The following is a 22,705-nucleotide window of genomic DNA, read 5'->3' on the forward strand; positions in this document are numbered from 1 at the left end:
CTCTAAATAGATACTTCTTGTCCATCTTCTTTTGGCAATTCATCAAAATTCATCTGTGGTGGTTGAACACGGAAGAATTTTGTTATATATAGAAGATACACAATACCCATAATGGTCCATATTCCTCCCAATATGAGAGACATCTTGTCTAAATCACTCCACAATTTAATTGTTATACATGCACCAATTAGCGGTATTAACAAATAGAGAATCGTAGATTTTAATGACCTTTGTCCCCCCTTAATAAAATAATGTGCAATGACGGAAATATTCACAAATGTAAAAGCAATCAATGCACCGAAGTTAATAAAAGATGTAATTGTAACAAGATCAGTAAATAGTGACACCAAAGCAAAAATACTCACTAAAATAATATTTTTGATAGGTGTTTGAAAACGCGGATGTATATAGGCAAAAAATGATTTTGGTAGTACAGAGTCCCTCCCCATTGCATATAAAATACGCGAAACACTAGCATGAGAAGCTAAGGCGGATGTGAATGAAGTTACAACCATTCCTGCAAGAAACAAAGCATTAAATAAATTCCCGCCTATCATTCTAGCGATTTCAGCGGCTGCCGTATCTAAACTTTTATATGCCAAATAGTCTGGATGTATTAAATGTGCTAGATATGAGACGATAATATAGCACATTCCAGAAAAGCAAATGACAAAGAAAATCGCTTTTGGAATAGTCCTTTTTGGTTGAATTGTTTCCTCTGCAAAAGTTGTTAAAGCATCAAACCCTAAAAATGATAAACAAAGTACAGATGCCCCTGAAAATGCTGCAATTATTGAAGAATCTGGATTCATAAACGGTTTTAATGAAAATAATGTTCCCTCTCCTGTTCCATTAAGAAGTGAATGAATACATAGAGCACAAAAAACTATCAATACGATATATTGGAACCCTAAAAAAATCATATTCATTGTAATCGTTACTTTTGTCCCTACAACATTAATTACTGTCACAATTATAATCATCGTAATAATCCATATACTAGAAGGAACAGAAGGGAGATATTCCGATAAATAGAGTGAAATAATGAGGAAGTTAATCATAGGGATAAACAAATAATCCATTAGAATTACCCAACCAACCATGAAACCTAATCCTGGACTTAATGACTTTTGTGTATACGTATAAGCTGATCCCGAAATTGGGTACGCTTTTGTCATTTGTCCATAACTATATGCTGTAAATAACATCGCACATAGCGCAAGTATATAGGCTGTTGGTATCACTCCTTTTGATAAAGATTCCACTACGCCAAACGTAGTAAATACCGTTAATGGTGCCATATAGGCCAAACCTAGCAATACAAGTTGAAAAAAAGTCAACGAACGCTTCAACTGAATGTCATTTTTCACTTTTCAACCCCCTTCATCTTTGCAACTTATCCATGCAATTTTTGTTCCATTTTGTTACCATATGGGAAAATCATTATTTTCTCATGCTATAAAGCAAAAAAAAACGGATAAATTCCCCACGGGAAAATATCCGTTTCTGCATAAGTTATGAATACTTGCATACTTTCCGTACGCCAAAAATTTTTAAAAAAGAAAAAAATACCAATTCCTTAAACCGTTAGGAAATAATAAATATAAATAAAAAAAGCATCCTAAATTACACATTTAGGATGCTTTTTGTAAAACAAATCAATTTCTATTAAGCAATCGCATACGATAACAATTCATCGTTACTTCCCCAAGCCTTTGCAATAATTGATAATTTGCGTACGCTCCGACCGGGGCACCGATGATCGGGACGAGCTGGAGCATTTTTGCTAAATCGATATAGTCTCGGTATTCTGTTTGGAACTTTTCCCAGTCCATATGATTTTCTTCTTCTGTATCCCACGTTTCAATCGCTTTCCATACTTCTTTTCGGTAATCGTCACTTGAAAAAGCAAGCTGGAAAACGTGAAGAATAAAAAGGCGTTCTTCTTTTTTACTCGTATCAAATCCGTACAATGTTGCTGCATCAAATAAAAATTTTATTTTAATGGTAAGTAGAAGCGGAAAATCAGCAAGACCGAGGAGAATACCACCTGCTCCCGTTCCTGCTCCTTCTGCCGCTGCGACTTTTTTATATTCGTCCATTTTTTTACGTACTTCATCGTCTCGTCTTTGCAGTGACCAGTTCGTTTCTTTTAGCTTCGGTTTTATGAAGTTTGATCCAGCACTAATTGTTTGTACCATCATCCGAATCGTTTCTGTTAGTACCTTTTGTACTTTCGCGGGTACTAGTTGTTGCACTTTCACCTGCACTTTTTTAGAGAACCGTGTCATCATAGAAGAATCTTTCATGAATGTAGCTTTCCACTGCTCCAATTCTTTTATAACCTTCTCTTCATATGTAATCATAGGTTCATTCCTTTCAGTTTAAACGCTCAATTCGTTTCGCCCCGTATTGATAAACGAAACCAATACTAAATAATATGCTTACGACAAATAAAATGCCGGTCATTATGAAATCTTTCGTCGCAAGTGCAAATATAATTGTAAATACAACGCTACCAATGATAAGAATCGCATTTAATAAAGTAAGGAAATCTCTCTTCTTCTCGTCTCCCCCTACCGGATATAAATCAAGCCAAACTTTCATACGGTGATGTTTCCAAAGGGTTAAGAGCTGGTAGCCGATTAAGTATAAGAAAACAATGCTTACGATAAAACGTCCATATAAAAATGGGATGAAGTAAAGAATGACTCCACCAAGAACGAGTAAACGCATATATAATCCGAAATAGTTACCCGATCTTAAAAATGTTCTCGTATATAAGTATAAATATGTACGTTTCTCACCAATCATCGAAAGAATGAAATCAAGCCATTTCCTACGTGATACTCTCTCTTTTAACGCTGGTACATCAACGAACATATTCGCAATGCGGTACAGCAGCATCATTTTTTTACCCTCTTCAGAAATTAAATACTCCCAGTTTAGCGGCTTTCCTTTCACCTTTTGATGCATAACAGCAAGGTATAGCGCCATTAAAAAGACAATCACACCGGTAAAAATGACTGAAGTACGTTCTACAAGGACGTACACAAATAAGCCGTTTAAAATAAAACGAATAAACCAATCCGCTCTTTGTACATTTTGATCTGTTAAAAATGATTTTTCCCACGCTACGAATAAATTCCACGCTTTTACAATGACAAACGCAATTACAATCCATATGTAATTTGCACCTGTTTGTTTCATTTGCTGGAAGTATAACGGGGCAAGCGCAGCTGCTACCATTGCGATTATGTATAACTGAATCATAAACGTAAAAAGAAATGCCTTCGTAAAGTAAGGCTTTAACTTTTCTTCAACTGGCAGCAAATACACGAGGTCTGCTTCTTTTAATAACGTTTGGACTGACCCAGCTGTTAATACGAGGCCAAGTAAGACTGCCATAACAAGCGCCGCCTCAAACGAAGGTGTTAACGTTTGTAACCATTGCTGGTAATAATACGCTCCTGCACCGATGATAAATACGAAAATAAATTTCAAATGATCATTAAATACGTATTTACTATATGTACGAACTTCTTTTAGAAAGTGCCGAAATCGTTCTTTCCATAACGCTGTGCTATTCATAATCTTCTTCCTTCGTTAACGCAATATAAATATCATCAAGCGTTGCACCAGGCATATTAAACCCGGATTGAAGTTCTGATAATGTTCCCATCGCTCTCACTTCACCTTGATGCAAAATAATGAATGAATCACAATAGCGCTCTGCTGTCGCTAAAATATGTGTACTCATTAAGATGCCCGCACCACTCTTTTTCATTTGATCCATCATTTGAAGAAGTGATTGAATCGCTAACGGATCAAGTCCAACGAAAGGTTCGTCCACAATGTAAAGTGATGGCTCAACTAAAAATGCACTCATAATCATCACTTTTTGTTTCATCCCCTTTGAGAAATGAGACGGAAACCATTTTAAGCGATTTTTCATGCGAAATTCATGTAATAATTGTCCTACGCGTTCTTCATATTGTTTTTCATCTACACCGTACGCCATCGCTGTTAATTTCAAATGCTCTTCTAACGTTAACTCATCATATAATACTGGCGTTTCTGGAATGAAGGAGAAACTAGAACGGTACGCTGTCATATCATCACGAATTGTTTTCCCGTTAATTGTGACAGTTCCTTTTTTCGGCTCCATTAAACCGATGATATGTTTAATTGTCGTACTTTTCCCAGCCCCATTTAAACCGATCAAGCCGACAAGTTCGCCTTTATTAACAGAGAACGAAACATTTTGCAGTACAGGTCGTTTCGTATATCCTCCTGTAACATTTTCTACACGCAATAACTCGCTCATACGACACCACTTTCTTCATTAGTATTCATTCTATATTCATCTTACCAAAAATTGTGCTGTACTACATAGTATCGATGTCTCCAAAAAAAATTAAAATTTCTTCGCATATATTTTTACGAAAGCGGACATCATAATTAAGGAAGAAGGAACACACTTGAAAAAGCAACCACCAATTGATGAGTACAACAACATAGTGAAGTCATCATGAAATGGGGTGTCCAAGTTGGACAATGAAATTTACACATAACCAGATAATTTGTTTCATTTTCGAAACGGGGTGTCTCCGAAAGAGCATATACTGTTTTAAAAAATAAACAATTTCATTTAATACAAGATTGCAATTCATTTCACTTGAAAATGGGGTGTCTACGGCAGAGACTTTAGCCGATTTACCGTGCATTTCTTAAATAAATGAGGTGTCTGTGAAAGAGCATATACTGTTTTAAACACTAACAATTTCATTTAATACAAGATTGCAATTCATTTCACTTGAAAATGGGGTGTCTACGGTAGATATTTCAGCCGATTTACCATGTATTTCTTATATAAATGAGGTGTCTGCGAACCGTAAATTATAAAAAATGCTTTTTCAATCCCTCTTCAGAAAACAGGAAGCTGAGTCAGCTTCCTGTTTTTCGTGTTTGTTCTCCTATGTAATTATGGTAAAATACGGCTAAGACCATTTGAAAGGATGAGATCGATGAATCATACAGCGGACAATTGTATTTTTTGTAAAATCATTGACGGGCAAATCCCTTGCTCAAAAGTATACGAAGATGAACATGTACTTGCATTTTTAGATATTAGTCAAGTAACAAAAGGACATACTCTTGTTATTCCGAAAGTTCACAAACAAGACATTTTTGCGTTAACGCCAGAAATCGCATCACATATTTTTGCTGTCGTTCCAAAAATCGCAAATGCAATGAAAGCAGAATTTAATCCAGTTGGCTTCAACCTACTTAACAATAACGGCGAGAAAGCTGGACAAACTGTATTCCACTTCCACCTTCATTTAATTCCACGCTACGGTGAAAACGATGGTTTCGGTGCTGTTTGGAAATCACACCAAAATGAATATACAATGGAAAATTTACAAAACATCGCAAGTACAATTGCAAATAGTGTGAAATAGTGCCACTATAATAAGAAGTAATACATAATAAGCCGATTCCTCTGGCATTTATTGTACGGCTTCTTTCTTCACAAAAAATGCCGGGGATATGATTTTTTGTGCATAGCATGTACAAGAGAGAAAAGCTCACTTTTCTTCCCCTTGTCTTAAAGATATGCACACTTTTATACATCATGAATACGAACGAAAAATAAGGAGGTTTCCTTTTATGTCAAAAGCTAAATCCTTTATTACAGGTGTACTTTGCGGCGGAGCAGTTGCTGGGCTAGCCGTTCTTTTCTCAACTCCTTCTTCTGGTAAAGCTATGCGCGGTAAGCTGAAAGAAAAAGGAACTGATATTAAAAAAACATTAGCTGATATTACAGCTGATACGAAGTTATTAAAGCGTCAAATCGTTGAAACTGCTTCAGAGGGTAAAGAAGTATTCCAAGAACTAAAAGACGATATGCATGACACGCTTTCTAACTGGAAACAAGATATTTCTCAAAACAAACGACATATTGAAAAAGAAATTTTAGACATTCAAAAGTCAATTGAGAAACTACAAGAAGCCGTTCCAGAAAAAGCGTAAACATATTCCTGCTTAGTTTTTTGCATATAACAAATATTTTTCATACGAATTGACCTTAACACGGCATATCACATAGATATGCCGTGTTTTTATGCATTTACAATATATGTTATCCCTTAACATGTAAAGACAACACATGTATTCTCGACTCATAAAACGCTTCCATAGTTATGCATGATTTGTATAGAATGTTATTTTTCCGAAAAATTTTCACAATTCTCACAAAAAGACTTTATTAATTTTTATTTTACTGGCATAATAGATAATAATGAAAAAAGAATGTTAAAGTGGGTGAGTAAATGAAAAGTGGAGAAAAAAATTACTCGGTAAAAGAAGCGATGATTTTCAGCCAACGTATTGCTCAATTATCGAAAGCGTTATGGAAATGCGTAGAGAAAGATTGGCAACAATGGATTAAACCTTACGATTTAAACATTAATGAGCATCACATTTTAACCATCGCTTATCATTTAAAAGGGGCTTCTATTTCTGAGATTGCTAAGTTTGGAGTTATGCACGTATCAACGGCGTTTAACTTCTCTAAAAAGCTTGAAGAACGCGGCTATCTTATATTCTCAAAAAAAGAAGATGATAAACGAAATACGTACATTGAAATTACAGACAAAGGGGAAGAATTACTACTTCGCTTAATGGAGGAGTATGATCCTGAAAATAATTCTGTTTTTAATGGAGCACTTGAACTTCGTAATTTTTATGGTAAGTTCCCAGAAAATATCGAACTGATTGCAATCCTGCGTAATATTTACGGACAAGACTTCATCGATATTTTTGAGAAATCATTAGAAGATATTGAGGAGAACTTTACGGAATCCGATCAAAAGTTAGTTAAGAAATAATCTATTTATTTTTTCGCAATCATGCTTAAGAATTCATTCATAAGCGGCTTAAATAAACCTTGTTTTGCTAGCGCTTCCGCAGTTTCGTGTACTTCGAGCTGATGTGGAAGCGCTTTTTCAAATTGATCTAATAGCGCATCAAACAATAGAAGGCCTTCTGCTTTCTCCACTACATATTGTTCGTTCAGTTTTTCACAAAGTTTTAGTATACGTTCAATGTCTTTTTTACGAGCTTTTTTCTTTATGATTAAAGAATAAAATGGACACTTTTCTTCATCAATCATTTTAAATAGTAGGTCTACGTAGTATTCAGCTTGTTCTAGTCTTCTTACAACGTCCATTTTCTCCCTCGCTTCCTAACACAAAGTCTTCTATTTCTGAATTTTGTAACACGAATAAAATATCGTATGATACAATATATAAAGTATATGTATTTTAGCCAAAAGGAGGTCTCGCCTCATGACTCTTATAACCGTTGTTTTTGTTGCATTCGCACTTCTTGTTATATTTTACACGAATTTCATGACACATACACTGTGTGAGCGAAAACAAATATCTGCGAGCCGCCAGCCCGGTGTCTTTCGAGTTATTAATGTATGTATTACCATTCTATTAATTTCTAGTTATGTAGAAATTATATTTCATGGAAAGTGAGGAAGGAAGCCCCTTCCTCATTTTTTTCCTCTATAAGCAAATTATACCTACTATAACTAATAAAATAAACAGTACAAGTAATAAAATAAGTTTTGAATTCATCCCCCATCCCCTCCTCTTTTCTGTATATGCGACATGCGCCCAATATGGTACCCTTTCAAAATCTGACACAAACTGGTTAAAATTTCTTTATCAATAGGAAAACCCGTCGAAATATGATATATTAAATTTTGTACATATTGCTTATACTATGAAACAAACGACACGCATCTAAACTTTATCCTAAAGCCTCGGTAAGCCCTGTTAAGCGTGCTTTTACATATAAAAAAAGCAAAGACATCAGTGAGACTTAATCAGGTTCTTATGAACGAAAATAACCTATCATAAGGCGTTTCTTCATTCGTATGGGATAAATTAAAAATACATAATAGTAGGAGTGTTTATTGAATGAAGAAAGCTATGCTTGCCTTAGCCGCAACAAGTGTAATCGCATTATCAGCATGTGGAACATCATCATCATCAGACAAAATTGTTACATCTAAAGCTGGTGACATCACTAAAGAAGAGTTCTACAATCAAATGAAGACACAAGCTGGTAAACAAGTACTAAATAACATGGTTATGGAAAAAGTACTTATTAAAAACTACAAAGTCGATGACAAAGAAGTAGACAAAAAGTTCGATGAAATGAAAAAGCAAGTCGGTGACCAATTCGATACACTAATGAAACAACAAGGCCTTAAAGAAGAAACAGTTAAAAATGGCGTTCGCGCTTCATTAGCTCAAGAACAAGCTATCGAGAAAACAATCACTGATAAAGAATTAAAAGATAACTACAAGCCTCAAGTTAAGGCAAGCCACATTCTTGTAAAAGATGAAGCGACTGCTAAAAAGGTTAAAGAAGAACTTGGACAAGGTAAATCTTTCGAAGAGTTAGCGAAACAATACTCTGAAGATACTGCTTCAAAAGAAAAAGGTGGCGACTTAGGATTCTTCGAACATGGTAAAATGGTTAAAGAATTCGAAGATGCTGCTTATAAACTGAAAAAAGATGAAGTAAGCGAGCCTGTAAAAACACAATTTGGTTACCATATCATTAAAGTAACAGACATTAAAGAACCAGAAAAATCATTTGAGCAATCAAAAGCTGACCTGAAAAAAGAGTTAGTTGCGAAGAAAACACAAGATGCTCAATTTATGAACGATCTTATGATGAAAGAAATCAAAAAAGCTGACGTAAAAGTTGACGACAAAGATTTGAAAGATCTTTTCGAAGAACCAAAAGCTGACGCTAAAAAAGACGAAAAGAAATAATGAAGTGAAAAAAGCTTGGGTAGCCCCCAAGCTTTTTTATTTTGTAGTAGTTTTTTTGCCGATAAATCGATATACTCCCTCACCTTACTCCATTCAACACAAAAAAACCTTGGTTTCGTGCAACACGAAACCAAGGTTTATCTTATTATCATTGATTAAATTAAAAAACTATGTTAAATTAGTACAGAAACGCATTCACTAAAAATAAAAGAATGTATTTATCCGTATCTTAATTGTACACCAAAACACATCTTCAGTCAACCTCTATTTTTCACTTTTAAAGGAGTGCTTACGTATGAACAAAAAACTTGATCAAGAGCAAAAACGATTGGATACCGTAATAGAAACGATTACGGAGCAAATTGATAAACTGGAAAGCGACACTGGCAGACGCCGAGCAGAAGTAATCAACATTCGTAAACACTTCTGGGATGATGTTAAAGTTAACACTGATACTTTTGACGATTATCTTGAAACAGTTATCAACTTAAGACAACAAGCTCAGTCACTAGCCGTAACACAAATTACCCATAAGCACACCTTTAATCGACTTGCCGCACTACGCCGTATGCATAAAGCACCTTACTTCGGACGAATTGATTTCAAAGAAGAAGGCGAATCTGGCGCAGAACAAATTTATATCGGGGTGGCTACACTTACAGATGCAAGTGGAGAAAACTTTCTTATATACGATTGGCGCGCACCTATTTCAAGTGTTTACTACGATTATCCACCAGGACCGGCTGAATACAGCACACCAGGAGGCGTAATCTGCGGTAATGTAGAGAAAAAATTACAATATATTATTCAAAATGGCGAGATTGATTCAATGTTCGATACGAGCCTCACAATTGGAGATGAAATTCTGCAACAAGCGCTCGGAAAAGGAACAAACAAACATATGCAAAGTATCGTTGCTACGATTCAGCGCGAGCAAAATGAAATTATCCGTCACGATGAAGGGCGACTACTTATCGTTCAAGGAGCTGCTGGTAGTGGTAAAACATCAGCTGCCCTGCAGCGAATCGCCTACTTACTATATAAATATCGTGAATGGCTAAAAGCAGATCAAATCATTCTCTTCTCCCCTAACTCCATGTTCAACAGCTACGTATCTAACGTACTGCCAGAACTCGGCGAAGAAAATATGCAGCAAGTTACATTCCAAGAATATTTAAACCATAGACTCAGTAAGTCATTTGACGTTGAGGATCCTTACGAGCAATTAGAATATATGTTAACTGAAACGAATAGCGCAAATTATAAAACTCGAAATGCGAGCATTCGATTTAAAGCATCTACTCAATTTTTCGAGATGATTAGAGCGTACAGACAATCTCTTGAATCTTCAGGCATGCTATTTAGAGGAATGAAATTTAGAGGAACACTGATTGCCTCTGCTAAAGAAATTACAGAGCAATTTTATAATACTGATTCCTCCCTCCGCTTCCATAATCGAATTGAGAAGTTAACGGATTGGCTAAACAAACAAATAGACACAATTGAAAAAACAGAACTGAAAAAGCCTTGGGTAGAAGAAGAAATTGAACTACTTAGTAAAGATGAATACCAAAAGGCTTATAAATATTTACAGAAAAAAGGCGAGTTTGACGACAACTCCTTTAATGATTTTGAGAAAGAAACGAAAGTACTTGGACGTATGATTGTCCGTAAAAAATTGAAGCCGCTTCGTAAAGGTGTTCAAACATTGCGCTTCATCAACTTCACAGGCATATATAAACAACTCTTCACAGATGCATCATGGGTTGCTGGGGAAAAACCTAAAGAATGGGACGACATTTGCTCATTAACTGTGAACATGCTTGATGAAGGAAAGCTACATTACGAGGATGCGACTCCATTTTTACTTTTAAAAGAATTAATTGAAGGCTTCCAAACGAACAGATCGATTAAACACGTACTTGTAGACGAAGCACAAGATTATTCTCCATTTCAGTTCGAGTTTTTAAAACGTCTCTTCCCTGCCGCAAAAATGACAGTACTCGGAGACTTTAACCAAGCGATATTTGCTCATGCGAGTGAGACAGTTAATTTCAATACACTTACTAGCTTATACGGATCAGATGAAACGAACGGCATCAACTTAACTCGTAGCTATCGTTCAACAAAACCGATAATTGAATTTACACGGGACCTCGTACCTGAAGGAAAGAACATTAATGCATTTGAACGTGACGGTGAAAAGCCTACAGTAACTAAAGTTTCGGATTACAGTGAGCTGCATGAGCGTATCACTTCCAAAGTTGCTGAACTACAAAAACTACAGCACAATACGATCGCAATTATATGTAAATCCGCGGCTGAAAGTGCCGCTGCATACGAGGCACTCAGTCATATCGAGAATATTAAACTTGTGAAAAGTAACTCAGCCGAGTATGAGCAAGGCATCGTCGTTATCCCTGCTTATTTAGCGAAGGGTATCGAATTTGATGCTGTTATTATTTACGATGCTTCTAAAGATGTGTACAGCGATGAGAGCCTACGTAGATTGTTCTACACTGCTTGTACGCGCGCAATGCATGAATTGCAGCTTTATAGCGTTGGTGAGGTTAGTCCTTTTGTAACAGGGGCTGCTTCGGAGAGTTTTGAGCTTGTAACGAAAACACCTTGATGATTGAAGTGAACCCCGAAAACGGGACACATATCAAAACACCTCCTGAATTCGCATACTAAGTATGCAAATTCAATGGAGGTGTTTTTTTATCATTTAGACTTGTAAAATGCTTCGTATTTCTTCTAAGCGTAAATTTGTAAACCTTGCAATATCTTCGATTGGCATTCCATTTTTATGCATTCCACGAATTAATTGAATCTTACCTTCTTCAATCCCCTCTTTCTTTCCTTCATTACGAGCATGAGCGAACTTTGCGGCTTCATCCATCAAAGCTTTTTCTCTTGCTTCATATGCTTGTCGGAAAGAAGAATCTTGACTCATACGCTCCCATTTATTCATCGCTTATTGTAAAATCGGGTCTTGGTTCATCGCAATGTCCTCCAATGTTTTGGTTAGTTGTTCATCCTCGTTTGCCGGAAGTAATAATAACCAACGAACAAACAAATCTTCCCAGGGATTTACTTGTTCATTCCGCCACTGTTGCATAAGTTTCGGAATCTCTACGATGTGAACTTCGATATCACTACTCAATATTTTATGTTGTTGTCGATTCCATAAGACTCCTGTTGTATGGAATGCCTCGTATTCAGGAAACATAACGAAATTTAACAAATTGATTGTAATTGTTTTATGAACAGAGCTGTATGGCATTCCTTTTTGAAGTTGAGATGTGTATAGCCTTCCCCAATAATATAAACTGCGTTTAATCATATGATGATTATTATTGAGCTGTATTTCTACGTTGACTTTTGTTCCTGTGTCTAATATAGCTGAAATATCTAAAATAGATAACTTATCTTCTTCATGTTCCCTGTGTAAATGTGAATCTGCTAATTGTAACGAAACAATGGGCGATTCTAAAGAATCCTGTAACATCGCATTTAAAAAAGCACTTAAAATATCTTCATTTCCACTTGTGCCAAATAATTGTTTAAAAGCAAAATCAATGCGTAAATTCACTAATTGTTGGCTAGACATGAGTTTTCCTCTCCCCATCTCATAAAAGGCTTTTCTTTTATTGTAGATAAAATAGTGATACGCATGCAAACAAGCACTTACTTAAATTTCTTAAAACGACCTGTATTTGCAGGTTATAACATCACTTCTCATGATGCAGACATACTTACAATTGATGTACTTCTATCTTCACCTTTATTAGATCCTAACACTTCCGAAAAAGATGCGGAAGAATACTTCTATTTACAACAACTAACTGAATCAATCTGTCGTTCTGAATTATGTATTTCTATTAAAGAAAGTGCGCTTATTTAGACACGAAAAAGAGGGTTATTTATCATAACCCTCTTCTACTATCTATTTACGTTTGTACTTAATCATAATAATGCATTCTTTTATATGCAACTTATATAAGTATCAAGGTGTTTTTCTCATTCTAAACGACATATCTTTACGCCGATATACACTCAGCACGATCCCCATTATAAATGCATGAAATAGAGTTGGTATCCATCCGTAACTAATAAAAGGTAATGATATAGAAAAACGTGGTAATATCCCGAGGATCATGCCAACGTTACAAATAAAATGGATTACAAAAAGAGTCACTCCGCCAACGAGAAGCAATTTACCATAACCATCATTTATTTTATAAGCTATGTTCATTATTCTTACTGCAAAAAGAGAAAGAATAATGACAAGAACTAGCGCAAGTACATATCCATAATAGTAAGTCAAACTCGCGAATACAAAATCAGTATGGGCAGCAGGGATAGACTTTATATTTCCATATGTACCAAACCAGCCTGCTGAAGACATCGCCTCTTGTAAACGTAAATCCCATTGATCATGCGCTGGGTTTATAAATCCTAAAATTCTAGCTATCCGGTATTCTTTTACAGCAGACCAGGAAAATAGATCCCTAATAATCAATGGTAAAATAGGCAATATTGTAATGAGCCATGCCGTTTTCTTTCCTAACTTACTCCACCAAAGCATAACAAATACCATCGTAATGTAGATGAAAATTGGTAAAAGAATTGATATAGTCGAAAATAGATATAAAGAAAATACGTACAACATGAGAAGATGCATAAACTTTAACCTACTATTATTGAAAAAAGAAGCCCAAGCTAGAAAGAAGAATGGCATCGTCATTAAACAATCAATTTTGATGGGGCCAATTTTTATTATTGCTTCCCCAATCACGTAATCAGTCGGAAAACATTTTATCATTAACAAGATAAGTACTCCGATTGTATAAAACAGCCACCCGAGCCTCTCTAACTTTCGATAATCAAGTAGCATTATCCCAACAGCTGTTGCAATGCCGAGAATAACAAAAATCACTTTGTTCATTAATAAATCATTCGTATGCCCAAGAGCTATTATTGGCAAAAACCCTAATCCCATAGCAGCCACTAATAAAATAAGTAAGAACCAATCCACCTTTGGCTTATGAAGTTTATTAAGTTCTTGCCCTAGTTTAATCGGACTTCCCATTTGTTCTACCGCTTTATTTTCAGCAACTTCCTCACTTAACCCTTTTTCTATCCATGTGTTCTTCGCCTGTTTTAAGTGAAACTCTAGTTCAGTTGCTACAAAGCTCTTTGCTTCTTTTGATTTAATATGATTCGTAACTTCGCTTACAAAACGCTCCCCTTTTTTGTTCAATTTTATCTCACTCCTGTACTAATCCTTTTAATATAAACCGTGCCTTCGTAGAATCTTTTTCTGCCTTTCGCAGCATCTTTCTTCCTTTATCGTTTAATTGATAATATTTCGCTCCTTCATGATCCCAGCTTGATTGGATAAAACGATTCTGTTCTAGACGATGTAATACGGTATATAAAAACCCTTCATTTCCTTCGAATTTCCGAATCCCTCTCCCTCGTAGTAACTGTGACAATTCGTATCCTGTTTTTTCATTACTGAGGAGTTGTAAAATCGCTAAAGAGATGTCCTCTTCCTTTTCGTTTGACGCATTGATTTTTTCGCGCACCTGCTTTCGATGTTGATCAGAAAAACTCAAATGTTTAAACGTTGTATTCTCCATTGATTTTCGCAGGCCTTTTAATCGATCTTCCATTTGATTATTCCTCCAATCCTTTCTTCAAAAGCTCCTTCGCTTTTTTCATTCTCGTTTTTATCGTATTTTCTTTCACTTCTATTACAATAGCAATCTCTTTAATTGATAGTTCTTCATAATAAAATAGATAAATGACCTCTCGGTATTTTATCGGTAAATTCATTACTGCAGAAGCCAATTCACGGTCCTTCGCATTTTGAATGACAGTTTGTTCGACACTATCATTTTGAACCCCCATATAAGCAGCTTCATCCTCTGTCACGATCACCTTTTTGTTATACCAACTTTTTATGTAGTCCTTACATTGATTAATCGCAATTCTCCACAACCACGTTTTCACATTCGATTTCCCTTTGTATGTATGAAGAGATTTATAACATTTCACAAATATATCTTGCGTTACATCCTCAGCGACTTCTTTATTGTTCACATATGAATACACAAGCTGTAAGACTTCTTGTCCATATTTGTTCATTATTTCATCGATAAGGAGTTCCTTATCTTCTATTTCAAACGCTTCTACCGTTAATTCATCCACATCATTTCCTCCTTCCCATATATTAGACGACGCACCCTATGGAAAAGTTTTATAAATTCATAAAAAAACGGTTGGAAATTTCCATACCGTTTTGCTCATCCTCTACTATTTAATTTTTTCTAAAACAAAACTTTTAATATTCCCCGCACTTTTATAGCTTGCGATACGTCTGTTTTATTAAGTTCTTCAAAATAAGGCTATCTGACTTCGATCGCATAACTATTTAACTCTGCACAATCATCTATTAAATCATTGAACTCCATATTAAATTCAGCACATTCCTTTACTAACAGCATTAAATTATGCGTTTTAGGCGGATGAAGTTCTTTTAAACGTTAAATACCCCTTTAGATATTTCTCAGCACACTGTTGACAATGATAACAGATAATTGCAAAAGGAATAGGCATTAAAGACAATAAATGATTAGAAACTCTAAGATCTGAATCTGCAATTTCAAACCATAAATTTGCCTCACTGAAATTTTTCATACAATACCTTACCTTCTTCAGCAATCTTGTATTCCATTGTTACAGGATTACCAGAACGCTCATTAAATTCTTCAGAACCGTAAACAAGTAAATCGACTGGTGTTTTCATTACATCGAATATACTTAAATTCAATTTCTTTAAGGCTTCTCTTTTCCTCTTACCAATACCATCAACCACTACACACAAATCAAAATCACTATCCTCATTAGGCATACCGTAAGCATGAGACCCAAATAAAATAATTTTATTAACATCAGAAAGAGAGGAAGTCATTTTATCTACTAATTGATTTAACTCTTTTGGAACATTAGTATTCATTCCATTCACCGCTTTAAATTAATCCTTCTCAATAAATCCTAGCTGTAGAAGCAAATCAATAAATTGATTCATTTCAACTCCAATACACTACTACAATTGTTAAGTTATTCAAACGGTATAATAATACTTATTATACCTTTCGTATTCATATCCTGTTAAGCAACAAAAATCTACACTCAGCTAATTTCAGTACACTCTGTACAAATATAATAAAACAAAAAACCGCATGAGGACTCTCCCTCACGCGGTTTATTTTTAAACTAACGCAGCTGCCTGTTCTTGTTGATCTACAGGAATTACAGCGTCTCTTAACGCTTTTTCTAATTCAGCTGTGTATTTCATTCCAATGCTATCATCATTTATGGTGCCAATAAAGACAGATTACGAAACAGTTTCATAACAGTATGAATAAATAAACAACTAAAAACACCTATTACGAGTATAAAAAATCGGCTCACTACATAATACCTATGTTTTCAGTGATACTCTATTACCACCGAACTAAATGTATATAATTTTAACTACATGATAGCAAGTTAATTTTCAAATATCTTCTTGCGCATAACCCTAAATTTATTATCCATTTGTATCATGCTTATAAATAAAAGATATCCTATCGATGCACCGAGCATATTTATAGCAATCCGCCACACATCAAAAACATCAGATAAAGTTAGTAAATGTAATAACTCCCAAACAAGAAAGGTCATAACATACCACTTACAAGCTTTCTTATAGTTCGTCACTTTATTGATCAACACTGGAACGAAAAATCCAAATGGAACTACCAATATTATATGTTGCAAAACAGTTAACCAATACGTTGAGTTCCCCCAAGGACCTGGATGTGCAATAAAATCTTTAATTTGCCAAAGTGTTATTCCAAAAAGTTGTAACAGCGTTTCTAAATCAGATATATGTAAAAATTGCTGCCAAAATTCAATAGGATGATAGACAGTTCCACCTGTCAAACTACGAACAGAGTCAAATGTAGAATTTGAAATAAATCCTCCTAAAAAGACAATAAAACAAATGATTATATAAGGAATACATAAAATTTTTGATACTACCTTTAATGGCCTAGGAACTTCGTATACCGATTGATTAATCTCTAAACCAATAACTTTTGATTCGCCAAAAGTTTGAATCGCTTTATACACCGCTTCTTTTTCATTCATACCTTGTTCCATATATTCTTCTTTCAAGCTGTTCAAGTGATCATATATTTCTAGAAATAGCTCATCCTGTTCAATATTTCTAAGTTCTGAATAAGCTAAAATGGACTTAATATACTCATCAAATTCACTCATAAATAACTCCTTTCTGACAAGTTTGAATTAATGATGTTACACGCTCCCAAGAGTTCACTTTCTTCTGCAATTCTTTTTTTCCTTTACTTGTAATAGTATAAAATTTCCTTTTCATCCCATTCTCAGATTGATTCCAATAAGATTCAAGAAATTCCTTTTTTTCTAATCGCTTTAAAGCTGGATACAAAGTTCCCTGCCCCATACTATACAAATCTTCACTTGCATCCTTTAAACTTTGGGCTATTTCATATCCATATGTATCACGTTTTGCAATGATAGAAAGTAATAAAATATCTATACTTCCCTTCAAGATTTCTTTGTCCAACAATACCACCTCCTTATATACATCGTATAACAACATATGTCGTTATGCAACACAATTGAAATAATACCCCATAAAAAAACCACCTAAAGGCTCCCCTTCAGGTGGTTCTCTATTTTACGCTAACGCAGCCGCCTGCTCTTGTTGATCTACAGGAATTACAGCGTCTGTTAATGCTTTTTCTAATTCAGCTGTGTATTTCATTTGCTCTTCTTTGCTCCAGCCTAGTTTCGCAGCCATGTAGTTGATTACTGCTTCTTTCCACTCGTATACCCAGTGGATGTTGAAGAATACAGCGCCTCTGCGGCGTACGAAGAAGTCAACTGGTTTCGCTGTCATTTCGTAATCCATTGCGTATACAAGTGGGATTAGAACGTCTAGCGGCATGTTGTATTCTTTCGCTTCGTCTTTATGTTTTTTCGCTAAGTCAAACAGTACGTCAACGTTAGAGCCGTAGAATTTCGCGAATTTTTCCGCTTGTGCTGTCGTTAAACCATATTTCGTACCTTCGCCTGCTTTTTTCGCAACAAATGCCGGGAATCCGTGTGAACCACTTACATGACCACCAGAGATTGGCATATGTTTCGTATCGCTCTTCTTATATGCGCTATGGCCTTCTTTTTGTAATAGATTCGTTACGTAGTCTACTACCATTTCAGCCATTTTGCGGTATCCTGTTAATTTACCGCCCGCGATTGTAATTAAACCAGATTCAGAAGTCCAAATTTCATCTTTACGAGAAATTTCAGATGCATTCTTACCTTCTTCATAAATTAGCGGACGTACACCAGCCCAGCTTGATTCCACATCTTTTTCTGTAATTTTTACACTTGGGAACATGTAGTTAATCGCATTAATGATATATGTGCGATCTTCTGTTGTCATGTGCGGTACAGCTGCGTCTTTATCATAGAACGTATCTGTTGTACCTACGTACGTTTTTCCTTCGCGAGGAATCGCGAACACCATACGTTTATCTGGTGTATCAAAGTAAATTGCTTGCCCTAATGGGAAACGTTTTTGATCAATTACTAAGTGAACACCTTTTGATAACTGAAGTACTTTACCTTTTTTCGAGTTATCTTTTTCACGAAGTGTATCTACCCAAGGACCAGCTGCGTTTACAATTTTCTTACCGTAAACTTCATATACTTCTCCGTCTAGTAAATCGATTACACGTACACCGCATACTTTTCCATCTTTATATAAGAAACTGTCTACTTTTGCGTAGTTAACAGCTTTCGCACCATGCTCAATCGCTTCTTTCATTACTTCAATTGTAAGACGCGCATCGTCTGTACGATATTCTACGTAGTAACCGCCGCCTTTTAATCCTTCTTGTTTTACAAGAGGCTCTTTATTTAGCGTTTCTTCACGGTTAAACATCTTTCTGCGCTCACTTCGTTTTACACCTGCTAAGAAGTCGTATACACGAAGACCAATTGATGTACTGAATGACCCGAACGTGCCGCCTGTATGGAACGGAAGTAACATCCACTCCGGTGTTGTTACATGGGGACCGTTCTCATATACGATCGCACGCTCTTTCCCCACCTCTGCTACCATTTTCACTTCAAGTTGTTTTAAATAACGTAAACCGCCGTGTACAAGTTTCGTTGAACGACTTGATGTACCTGCTGCAAAGTCCTGCATTTCAAACACAATTGTTGATAAACCGCGTGTTGCCCCATCTAATGCAATACCAGAACCAGTAATACCTCCACCAATTACGATCACATCTAACTCTTGTTTATTTACTCCGTTTAATACGTCTTTACGTTGTTTACTTGAAAATTTCATGGTAATTCCTCCCTTTGATAACGAAAAAAGAGACCACAAGCTCCGCTATAGATTTCGCCTCTATAGCGTGTTGTGGTCTCTCCAAATCTCCTACCGAATTATTAACTTGTCATCATTATAACACTGTTTATGATTATTTGAAAGCTTTAGTTGCTTCAATTGCTTTTTTCCATCCAGCATATAGCTCTTCGCTTGTTTCCGCTTCCATCGTTGGTTCAAAGCGTTTGTCCATATGCCACTGTGCTTTAATTTCATCTTGGTTTTTCCAGTATCCAACCGCAAGACCAGCTAAGTATGCTGCACCTAAAGCTGTCGTTTCATTGATCACTGGACGCTCTACAGGAACGTCTAACATATCGCTTTGGAACTGCATTAAGAAGTTATTCTTAACTGCTCCGCCATCAACACGTAATGTATTCAGTTCAATACCTGAATCTGCTTCCATAGCGCATAGTACATCTTTCGTTTGGTATGCTAAAGATTCTAGCGTTGCACGAATGAAATGCTCTTTCGTCGTACCGCGCGTTACACCAAACATAGCGCCGCGTACTTCACTATCCCAGTATGGTGTGCCTAGTCCAACGAATGCTGGTACTATGTATACACCTTCAGTTGATTCAACACGGCTAGCGTACACTTCGCTCTCACTCGCATCTTTAAACATGCGCATTCCGTCACGTAACCACTGAATTGCAGAACCTGCTACGAAAATACTTCCTTCTAATGCGTAGTTTACTTTACCATCTAAACCCCATGCAATTGTTGTTAATAGACCGTGCTCAGAAGCTACTGCTTTTTCACCTGTGTTCATTAACATGAAACAACCAGTTCCGTACGTGTTCTTCGCCATACCTTCACCGAAACAAGCTTGTCCAAATAACGCTGCTTGCTGATCACCAGCTACACCTGCAATCGGTACATTTTGACCGAAGAAGTGATAATCAATTGTTTCTCCATATATTTCAGATGATTGACGTACTTCTGGAAGCATGCTCTTTGGTACTGTTAACATGTCTAGAAGCTCATCATCCCACTGTAAGTCGTGAATGTTAAACATTAATGTGCGTGATGCATTTGAGTAGTCTGTTATGTGCGCTTTACCGCCAGACAATTTCCATACAAGCCATGTATCAATTGTTCCGAATAATAACTCGCCGTTTTCTGCTTTTTCTCTTGCACCTTCAACGTTATCTAAAATCCATTTTACTTTCGTACCAGAGAAGTATGCATCAATTAAAAGACCTGTTTTTTCGCGAACCATCTCGCTATAACCTTTTTCTTTTAACTCATCACAAATTTCAACTGTTTGACGAGATTGCCATACGATTGCGTTATAAATTGGTTTTCCAGTCGTTTTATCCCATACAACCGCTGTTTCACGTTGGTTCGTAATACCGATACCAGCGATTTGTTCTGGCTTCACATCTGCTTCACTTAAGCAAGTTGCGATAACTGCTAAAATAGATCCCCAAATTTCTTGTGCATTATGCTCAACCCAGCCTGGCTTTGGAAAATGTTGTGTAAACTCTTTTTGAGCTGAATGAACGATTTTTCCTTCTTTATTGAAAAGAATTGCGCGTGAGCTTGTTGTTCCTTGGTCTAATGAAAGAATATATTTTTTCATATCAGTTTCCCCCTATGCTACTTTTCTACTATTTGTAGTAGCTCCACTTTTTTTACTTGTCATATAAGAGATTGCTAGTACAATCACAGTTGCAATAATTACATAAATAAGTGCTGAATTTTGTTTTCCTTCAAATACAACTTGATGGAATAATCCTGCAAGTGATCCACCTAAAATTGGACCAACTACTGGAATCCATGCATACTTCCAATTTGAACCGCCTTTTCCTGCAATCGGAAGGAAGAAGTGTGCAATACGCGGACCTAAATCACGAGCCGGGTTGATTGCGTATCCTGTTGTTCCACCTAATGATAAACCAATACTTACAATTAAGAAACCTACGATAAATGGATTTAAACCATCTGCAAATTTATTTGCTCCAATTGCTAATATACCAAATACTAAAACGAATGTTCCAATCATTTCACTTAAAAGGTTTGTAAATGTGTTCGGAATTGCTGGACCTGTTGCAAATACACCTAACTTTGTTCCTGGATCTTCTGTTTCTTTCCAGTGTGGTAAGTAATGTAAATATACAAGAACTGCCCCGATAATTGCCCCAATCATTTGTGCTGCGATATACATAGGTACGTCACTCCATGGGAACGCTCCCTTAAACGCAAGTCCTATCGTTAAAGCCGGATTCAAATGTGCCCCACTAATTGATCCAACTGCATACGCTGCCATAGCAACCGCTAGACCCCAACCCATTGTAATTACAATCCAACCAGAATCTTTCGCAAACGATTTCTTTAAACTTACACCAGCGCAAACACCGCCACCAAGTAAGATTAACAACGCAGTCCCTATTAATTCCCCTAAAAATGCTGACATAAAATCCCTCCACAATCAATTTAAATGCTTTCGAAAAGTGATAGAGGTAAAATGAATGGCCATTCGTTTTTTTCAAAAGAAAAAGATCCACAGCTTACATGCTTCTATATAATATATATAGAAACAATAAAATGTGGATCTCTTCTTTTCTCCGTCACGTTTATTAACTTGTCTATAATGTTAACCTCTAATGAAAGCGGTGTCAACAGAATTTTTTCACATTTTCGTCACTTTTTTTGGTAATGTTTCCATAATTCTTTTTTCGATGTCGTAATTGCTGTCGCACCAGCATTTAACGCCCTTTCAACATCCTCGACAGTTCGAATAAAACCACCTGCTAAAATCGGTACACCTGTACGCTCTTTCACCTCAGCAATGACACCTGTTAACGCACCAGGAAGCACTTCTATATAATCCGGCTTCGTCTTTTCTAGCAAATTACAGCTCTTTTCCATTGCGCTAGAATCAATTAAAAAGATGCGTTGAATGGAGACGACACCTTTTTGCTTCGCCTTCATAATTACGCTCGCCTTTGTCGATAATAACCCGTACGGTTTATATTCTTGGCATAAAAACTCCGTCGCATGCCCATCACTTTGTAATCCATGGATCAAATCAACATGTAAAAATACTTTTTTATTATGCTGCTTCGCAAGCGACACAACACTCTTCAATTGACCGACATGAATATCTAAAATAACAATATACTCATACGAACTATGTAATAGCTTCTCCAAATCTTTAATTTGCCTCACTGCCGGCAAAATCTTCTGCTCATGAAATTCCATTCTAAACGTCCCGATACGATAAACTTAACTAAATCTATACAATTCAATCAAATTTACACGAGTTAGTGCTTCATCGTGTTCTCGCAACCCCGAAGGGACGAGGGGTATAACACTCCACACGAGGCAGTATCGTTACCTCCTA

Annotated in this window: 23 protein-coding genes and 2 pseudogenes; 7 read left to right on the top strand and 18 right to left on the bottom strand. The window is 36.1% G+C overall.

What is annotated here, in order from left to right; translation table 11 throughout:
* Positions 1-2 precede the first annotated feature (2 nt).
* The 4 genes from DET63_RS09905 to ecsA form a co-directional block, all read right to left on the bottom strand.
* Positions 3-1,370 (bottom strand): APC family permease, encoded by a 1,368-nt coding sequence (locus tag DET63_RS09905; protein ID WP_113936603.1) that lies wholly within the window; start codon positions 1,368-1,370, stop codon positions 3-5.
* Positions 1,371-1,658: 288 nt separating this feature from the next.
* Positions 1,659-2,366, bottom strand: a complete 708-nt coding sequence (ecsC, locus tag DET63_RS09910) for an ecs operon protein EcsC (protein WP_002011122.1) — start codon at positions 2,364-2,366, stop codon at positions 1,659-1,661.
* A 13-nt stretch (positions 2,367-2,379) separates the two neighbouring features.
* The gene (locus DET63_RS09915; protein WP_113936604.1) at positions 2,380-3,591 is read right to left on the bottom strand and encodes an ABC transporter permease; all 1,212 of its coding nucleotides are present in this window, start codon (positions 3,589-3,591) and stop codon (positions 2,380-2,382) included.
* Entirely contained in the window at positions 3,584-4,327 is a 744-nt protein-coding gene (ecsA, locus tag DET63_RS09920) for an ABC transporter ATP-binding protein EcsA (RefSeq protein ID WP_061674035.1), read from the bottom strand. Before ecsA ends, DET63_RS09915 begins: the two co-directional genes overlap by 8 nt.
* A gap of 700 nt (positions 4,328-5,027) precedes the next feature.
* Between ecsA and DET63_RS09925 the strand changes: the two genes are divergently transcribed.
* The 3 genes from DET63_RS09925 to DET63_RS09935 all read left to right on the top strand — a co-directional run bounded on the left by DET63_RS09925 (position 5,028) and on the right by DET63_RS09935 (position 6,890).
* Positions 5,028-5,462 carry an HIT family protein gene (locus tag DET63_RS09925; protein ID WP_001016832.1) on the top strand — a complete coding sequence of 145 codons (435 nt, stop codon included), beginning with the start codon at positions 5,028-5,030 and terminating at the stop codon, positions 5,460-5,462.
* A gap of 208 nt (positions 5,463-5,670) precedes the next feature.
* The gene (locus DET63_RS09930; protein ID WP_002011120.1) at positions 5,671-6,033 is read left to right on the top strand and encodes a YtxH domain-containing protein; all 363 of its coding nucleotides are present in this window, start codon (positions 5,671-5,673) and stop codon (positions 6,031-6,033) included.
* Between the two features lie 299 nt (positions 6,034-6,332).
* Positions 6,333-6,890 carry an HTH-type transcriptional regulator Hpr gene (locus DET63_RS09935; protein WP_002134805.1) on the top strand — a complete coding sequence of 186 codons (558 nt, stop codon included), beginning with the start codon at positions 6,333-6,335 and terminating at the stop codon, positions 6,888-6,890.
* Between the two features lie 5 nt (positions 6,891-6,895).
* Here the strand turns inward: DET63_RS09935 and DET63_RS09940 are convergent, their stop codons facing one another.
* Positions 6,896-7,231, bottom strand: coding sequence for a DUF1878 family protein (locus tag DET63_RS09940; protein WP_002134804.1), 336 nt, complete (start codon positions 7,229-7,231; stop codon positions 6,896-6,898).
* A 118-nt stretch (positions 7,232-7,349) separates the two neighbouring features.
* Between DET63_RS09940 and DET63_RS09945 the strand changes: the two genes are divergently transcribed.
* The 3 genes from DET63_RS09945 to helD all read left to right on the top strand — a co-directional run bounded on the left by DET63_RS09945 (position 7,350) and on the right by helD (position 11,490).
* Positions 7,350-7,544 carry a hypothetical protein gene (locus DET63_RS09945; protein ID WP_000172693.1) on the top strand — a complete coding sequence of 65 codons (195 nt, stop codon included), beginning with the start codon at positions 7,350-7,352 and terminating at the stop codon, positions 7,542-7,544.
* Positions 7,545-7,991: 447 nt separating this feature from the next.
* A complete protein-coding gene (gene prsA / locus DET63_RS09950) occupies positions 7,992-8,858 on the top strand; it encodes a peptidylprolyl isomerase PrsA (RefSeq protein ID WP_113936605.1) in 867 nt (288 codons plus the stop codon).
* 295 nt (positions 8,859-9,153) lie between these two features.
* On the top strand, positions 9,154-11,490 hold the full coding sequence (gene helD, locus DET63_RS09955) for an RNA polymerase recycling motor HelD (RefSeq protein WP_113936606.1): 2,337 nt from the start codon (positions 9,154-9,156) through the stop codon (positions 11,488-11,490).
* Positions 11,491-11,586: 96 nt separating this feature from the next.
* On the opposite strand, the pseudogene DET63_RS09960 reads toward helD, so the two are convergent.
* Positions 11,587-12,471: pseudogene (locus tag DET63_RS09960) on the bottom strand (Rpn family recombination-promoting nuclease/putative transposase).
* Positions 12,472-12,561: 90 nt separating this feature from the next.
* Here DET63_RS09960 and DET63_RS09965 point away from each other — a divergent pair.
* Positions 12,562-12,765: pseudogene (locus DET63_RS09965) on the top strand (hypothetical protein); the annotation flags it as partial.
* A 102-nt stretch (positions 12,766-12,867) separates the two neighbouring features.
* Here the strand turns inward: DET63_RS09965 and DET63_RS09970 are convergent.
* From DET63_RS09970 to glpP, 12 genes are all read right to left on the bottom strand, one after another.
* Complete coding sequence (locus DET63_RS09970; protein ID WP_113936608.1) at positions 12,868-14,124, bottom strand: FtsW/RodA/SpoVE family cell cycle protein; 1,257 nt, start codon at positions 14,122-14,124, stop codon at positions 12,868-12,870.
* 7 nt (positions 14,125-14,131) lie between these two features.
* Positions 14,132-14,539 (bottom strand): PadR family transcriptional regulator, encoded by a 408-nt coding sequence (locus tag DET63_RS09975; protein ID WP_113936609.1) that lies wholly within the window; start codon positions 14,537-14,539, stop codon positions 14,132-14,134.
* 4 nt (positions 14,540-14,543) lie between these two features.
* Positions 14,544-15,077 carry a sigma-70 family RNA polymerase sigma factor gene (locus tag DET63_RS09980; RefSeq protein ID WP_113936610.1) on the bottom strand — a complete coding sequence of 178 codons (534 nt, stop codon included), beginning with the start codon at positions 15,075-15,077 and terminating at the stop codon, positions 14,544-14,546.
* Positions 15,078-15,274: 197 nt separating this feature from the next.
* Entirely contained in the window at positions 15,275-15,373 is a 99-nt protein-coding gene (locus tag DET63_RS31030; protein WP_181777909.1) for a hypothetical protein, read from the bottom strand.
* A 13-nt stretch (positions 15,374-15,386) separates the two neighbouring features.
* On the bottom strand, positions 15,387-15,566 hold the full coding sequence (locus DET63_RS30605; protein WP_113936611.1) for a HEPN domain-containing protein: 180 nt from the start codon (positions 15,564-15,566) through the stop codon (positions 15,387-15,389).
* The gene (locus tag DET63_RS09995; RefSeq protein ID WP_113936777.1) at positions 15,550-15,885 is read right to left on the bottom strand and encodes a nucleotidyltransferase domain-containing protein; all 336 of its coding nucleotides are present in this window, start codon (positions 15,883-15,885) and stop codon (positions 15,550-15,552) included. The genes DET63_RS30605 and DET63_RS09995 overlap by 17 nt, the downstream gene beginning before the upstream one ends.
* A 536-nt stretch (positions 15,886-16,421) precedes the next feature.
* The gene (locus DET63_RS10000) at positions 16,422-17,195 is read right to left on the bottom strand and encodes a VanZ family protein (RefSeq protein WP_113936612.1); all 774 of its coding nucleotides are present in this window, start codon (positions 17,193-17,195) and stop codon (positions 16,422-16,424) included.
* Positions 17,188-17,520, bottom strand: coding sequence for a PadR family transcriptional regulator (locus tag DET63_RS10005; RefSeq protein WP_061674045.1), 333 nt, complete (start codon positions 17,518-17,520; stop codon positions 17,188-17,190). Before DET63_RS10005 ends, DET63_RS10000 begins: the two co-directional genes overlap by 8 nt.
* A 114-nt stretch (positions 17,521-17,634) precedes the next feature.
* Positions 17,635-19,317, bottom strand: coding sequence for an aerobic glycerol-3-phosphate dehydrogenase (gene glpD / locus DET63_RS10010; RefSeq protein WP_002134793.1), 1,683 nt, complete (start codon positions 19,315-19,317; stop codon positions 17,635-17,637).
* Between the two features lie 133 nt (positions 19,318-19,450).
* Complete coding sequence (gene glpK, locus DET63_RS10015; protein ID WP_113936613.1) at positions 19,451-20,941, bottom strand: glycerol kinase GlpK; 1,491 nt, start codon at positions 20,939-20,941, stop codon at positions 19,451-19,453.
* 12 nt (positions 20,942-20,953) lie between these two features.
* The gene (glpF, locus tag DET63_RS10020; protein WP_070141165.1) at positions 20,954-21,775 is read right to left on the bottom strand and encodes a glycerol uptake facilitator protein GlpF; all 822 of its coding nucleotides are present in this window, start codon (positions 21,773-21,775) and stop codon (positions 20,954-20,956) included.
* A gap of 227 nt (positions 21,776-22,002) precedes the next feature.
* On the bottom strand, positions 22,003-22,563 hold the full coding sequence (gene glpP, locus DET63_RS10025) for a glycerol uptake operon antiterminator GlpP (RefSeq protein WP_000394293.1): 561 nt from the start codon (positions 22,561-22,563) through the stop codon (positions 22,003-22,005).
* Positions 22,564-22,705 lie beyond the last annotated feature (142 nt).

This window comes from Bacillus sp. DB-2 (genome assembly GCF_003315125.1).
In the GTDB taxonomy this organism is placed as follows: Bacteria; Bacillota; Bacilli; order Bacillales; family Bacillaceae_G; genus Bacillus_A; species Bacillus_A mycoides.

Bases quoted from the DNA above. Each gene is read 5' to 3' on its own strand.
- ecsC (WP_002011122.1), bottom strand. From the start codon at position 2,366: ATGATTACATATGAAGAGAAGGTTATAAAAGAATTGGAGCAGTGGAAA.
- DET63_RS09915 (WP_113936604.1), bottom strand. From the start codon at position 3,591: ATGAATAGCACAGCGTTATGGAAAGAACGATTTCGGCACTTTCTAAAA.
- ecsA (WP_061674035.1), bottom strand. From the start codon at position 4,327: ATGAGCGAGTTATTGCGTGTAGAAAATGTTACAGGAGGATATACGAAA.
- DET63_RS09925 (WP_001016832.1), top strand. From the start codon at position 5,028: ATGAATCATACAGCGGACAATTGTATTTTTTGTAAAATCATTGACGGG.
- DET63_RS09930 (WP_002011120.1), top strand. From the start codon at position 5,671: ATGTCAAAAGCTAAATCCTTTATTACAGGTGTACTTTGCGGCGGAGCA.
- DET63_RS09935 (WP_002134805.1), top strand. From the start codon at position 6,333: ATGAAAAGTGGAGAAAAAAATTACTCGGTAAAAGAAGCGATGATTTTC.
- DET63_RS09940 (WP_002134804.1), bottom strand. From the start codon at position 7,231: ATGGACGTTGTAAGAAGACTAGAACAAGCTGAATACTACGTAGACCTA.
- DET63_RS09945 (WP_000172693.1), top strand. From the start codon at position 7,350: ATGACTCTTATAACCGTTGTTTTTGTTGCATTCGCACTTCTTGTTATA.
- prsA (WP_113936605.1), top strand. From the start codon at position 7,992: ATGAAGAAAGCTATGCTTGCCTTAGCCGCAACAAGTGTAATCGCATTA.
- helD (WP_113936606.1), top strand. From the start codon at position 9,154: ATGAACAAAAAACTTGATCAAGAGCAAAAACGATTGGATACCGTAATA.
- DET63_RS09975 (WP_113936609.1), bottom strand. From the start codon at position 14,539: ATGGAAGATCGATTAAAAGGCCTGCGAAAATCAATGGAGAATACAACG.
- DET63_RS31030 (WP_181777909.1), bottom strand. From the start codon at position 15,373: ATGCTGTTAGTAAAGGAATGTGCTGAATTTAATATGGAGTTCAATGAT.
- DET63_RS30605 (WP_113936611.1), bottom strand. From the start codon at position 15,566: ATGAAAAATTTCAGTGAGGCAAATTTATGGTTTGAAATTGCAGATTCA.
- DET63_RS09995 (WP_113936777.1), bottom strand. From the start codon at position 15,885: ATGAATACTAATGTTCCAAAAGAGTTAAATCAATTAGTAGATAAAATG.
- DET63_RS10000 (WP_113936612.1), bottom strand. From the start codon at position 17,195: ATGAGTGAATTTGATGAGTATATTAAGTCCATTTTAGCTTATTCAGAA.
- glpD (WP_002134793.1), bottom strand. From the start codon at position 19,317: ATGAAATTTTCAAGTAAACAACGTAAAGACGTATTAAACGGAGTAAAT.
- glpK (WP_113936613.1), bottom strand. From the start codon at position 20,941: ATGAAAAAATATATTCTTTCATTAGACCAAGGAACAACAAGCTCACGC.
- glpF (WP_070141165.1), bottom strand. From the start codon at position 21,775: ATGTCAGCATTTTTAGGGGAATTAATAGGGACTGCGTTGTTAATCTTA.
- glpP (WP_000394293.1), bottom strand. From the start codon at position 22,563: ATGGAATTTCATGAGCAGAAGATTTTGCCGGCAGTGAGGCAAATTAAA.